This window comes from Streptomyces sp. NPDC056580 (assembly GCF_042793175.1).
Taxonomy (GTDB): Bacteria; Actinomycetota; Actinomycetes; order Streptomycetales; family Streptomycetaceae; genus Streptomyces.
The window spans coordinates 1-2537 of the sequence record NZ_JBHTVE010000045.1; the positions used below are offsets into that span (position 1 = coordinate 1).

3 protein-coding genes are annotated in these 2537 nt (G+C 67.3%); 2 read left to right on the forward strand and 1 reads right to left on the reverse strand.

What is annotated here, in order from left to right; genetic code table 11:
• Window positions 1-258 precede the first annotated feature (258 nt).
• Window positions 259-1017, forward strand: a complete 759-nt coding sequence (locus ACFQ9Z_RS39295) for a phosphotransferase enzyme family protein (RefSeq protein WP_383031927.1) — start codon at window positions 259-261, stop codon at window positions 1015-1017.
• Window positions 1018-1326: 309 nt separating this feature from the next.
• Here the strand turns inward: ACFQ9Z_RS39295 and ACFQ9Z_RS39300 are convergent, their stop codons facing one another.
• A complete protein-coding gene (locus tag ACFQ9Z_RS39300; RefSeq protein ID WP_383031921.1) occupies window positions 1327-1722 on the reverse strand; it encodes a hypothetical protein in 396 nt (131 codons plus the stop codon).
• A gap of 331 nt (window positions 1723-2053) precedes the next feature.
• On the opposite strand from ACFQ9Z_RS39300, the gene ACFQ9Z_RS39305 reads away from it, so the two are divergent.
• A partial coding sequence (locus ACFQ9Z_RS39305) for a hypothetical protein (protein ID WP_383031924.1) occupies window positions 2054-2537 on the forward strand: 484 nt, incomplete at its 3' end.

Sequence of the window (2537 nt, forward strand, 5' to 3'; positions counted from 1 at the left end):
TCGCCCGCGAGGTCTACGGGCACCTCACCCGTCCCCGCGACACACCGAAACCACTCACACAGACCGCTTGACGGCCTATAGGAGCGTCATCAACGAGGACAGCCGCCGACAGCCACGTACCGCAGGCTCAGTCAGGTGTACCGCCACATCAGTGATTCCCGTCGCCCAGCGGCGCCCTGCGGTGATCACCATAAATGGGGTGAACGCGGCGGGCTGATCGGACATGCTGGCTCGGTGCAGCATGATGAGGAACAGCCGTTGTCCGGCGGGAACGTCAGCACTGGTGTCGTCCGGGTCGGAGATACCGTCCGCCGCCCGAGCGGACCGTGGACCCCCACTGTGCACGCCTTGCTGACCCACCTGTACGAGGTGGGGTACCGGGCGGCGCCCCGCCCGCTGGGCATCGACGACCAGGGGCGGGAAGTCCTGACCTTCGTGCCGGGAAACGTGGTCTGGCCCGACCGGTTCTCCCTGCTGGACGCCGAGCGGCACCTGGCCGACGTGGCGCGACTGATCCGGGACTTCCACGAGGCCGTACAGAGCTTCACGCCACCGCCCGACGCGCACTGGCAGGTGCTGATCCCCGCCGAGGGCAGCGACATCATCGCCCATCAGGACCTGGCACCGTGGAACCTCGTGGCCGGCGACGAGGGGCAGTGGGCCTTCATCGACTGGGACACCGCCGGCCCCGGCTCCCGCCTGTGGGACGTCGCGTACGCCATGCACGGGTTCATTCCGCTGTCCGCGCATCCCGACTGGCAACGCCCCGACGCCGCAGCCCGGCTGCGGGTCTTCGCCGACGCCTACGGCCTCGACGAGGCCGAACGCCGTCACACGGTCCCTTTGCTGGGGCGCCGAACGCGATCCATGCACGACTTCCTGCGCGACCAGGCCGCCCGGAGCGTCCAGCCCTGGGCGACCCTGTGGGCCGAAGGCCACGGCAACGCCTGGCGCAGCGACGCCGAGTACATCGAGCAGCGCGAGGACCAGTGGATGCATGCCCTGCTCGCCGACTAATTCCGGTCTCGGCTTACGGCCCGTACTAGTGATCTCTCACCTGGTGCCGCTGGGCGACCGGAGCTGACCCAGCTCGCAGGCGGTTCTCGGTTGACGACGTCACGCGCTGAAGCTCAGTAACTGCGTGACAACGTCGACAGACAGCGGCGGACACGCGCGAACGGCTGTGGACGCTCACAGCAGGTGAGAGGCTTACCAGCCCAAGGGCAGCCACCCTCCGAAGTTGCTTCGGGACCAAGAGGTCCGGAGTTCAAGGCTCGCCAAGCCAGCAGGCGTAATGCCAGCTGAGCCCGTCCGGCGCTCGCCTGGTCAGCCCAGTGCAGGCATGAAGCCGCCGCGAGCGGTGCCCGAGGACAGCAGGGCAGACCAGTCGAATGCCTCGGGCATTCGGTCCAAAGACAGAACGACTGCTCCGCCGGCCTGCTCGGCATCCGCGCACCAGTCGGCCATGCCGCTCGATGCCGCACCACCGTCGGCCCTGCCGAGCACCGGCGCAGCGAGAGCGGGTACGACGAGTCCGTGCTCCCCAGGTCCGTCTACAAGGCACAGGGTCAGTCGGGGGACGATGCTCCAACCCTCACACGGAGGCACCGCCCCGTCGGACGCGTTCAAGGGCGGCAGGGCATCGTGAACAGGTGCGTCGGCCAGCAGGAGCACGGGCGTGGCACCACGGACGAACAGAGTGTTCTCAGGATCCAGCAGCACGGGACCACTCTCGCAGGCTGCAGTATGGGAGCGGCAGGGGGTGCCCAGACGGGCAGCGAGCGGACTTTGGCCGCGGTCATCGAACCAGCGCCTGACATCCATCGTTGACATCAACGAGCTCGGACAGCGGCGTACCTCCTGGAAAACCGGCATACGATGCGCGGCAGCAAGACGCCGATTCCGCAGAGGCCTGATCGAACTCCTAAGGCGGGTGTCGCAGGTTCGAATCCTGCCGGGGGCACAGGGCCTGACCAGCGCGTTTACCTCTCTGAGGTAGGCGCGCTGTTCGTCGTAGCCATGGCCTAACCATGAATGAATAGGTTCCAGAACCATGGCGAACACCAAGAGCAAGGGACGTCAGCGCGGCAGCATCCGCCCCAACGGGGCCGGCTCCCAGGTCCGGGTCTACGCCGGGCGTGACCCGCTCACGAAGAAGGACCTCTACCTCCACGAGCAGGCCGAGACAGAGCCCGAGGCGGAGACGGTCCGCACCAGGCTCCTCCACCAGGTCGACGAGAAGCGCCACCCCAAGACGCAGGTGACCATGTCGTTTCCGCTCGAGCGGTGGCTGGGCGTCGCCGAACTCGACGAGACGTCGTACGACCGGGCCGAGGGCATCATCCGCAACTACCTCAAGCCCACGTTCGGCGACCTCAAGGCGGGCAAGCTGACCGCCGAGATGCTGGAGCTGTTCTACGCCCGTCTCCGGCAGTGCCAGGACCAGTGCGAAGGCCGGCGCAACGGCAAGACCGACCCCAAGACGAAGCATAAGCACCTCTGCGAGCCACTAGCCGCGAACTCCGTCCGCAAGATTC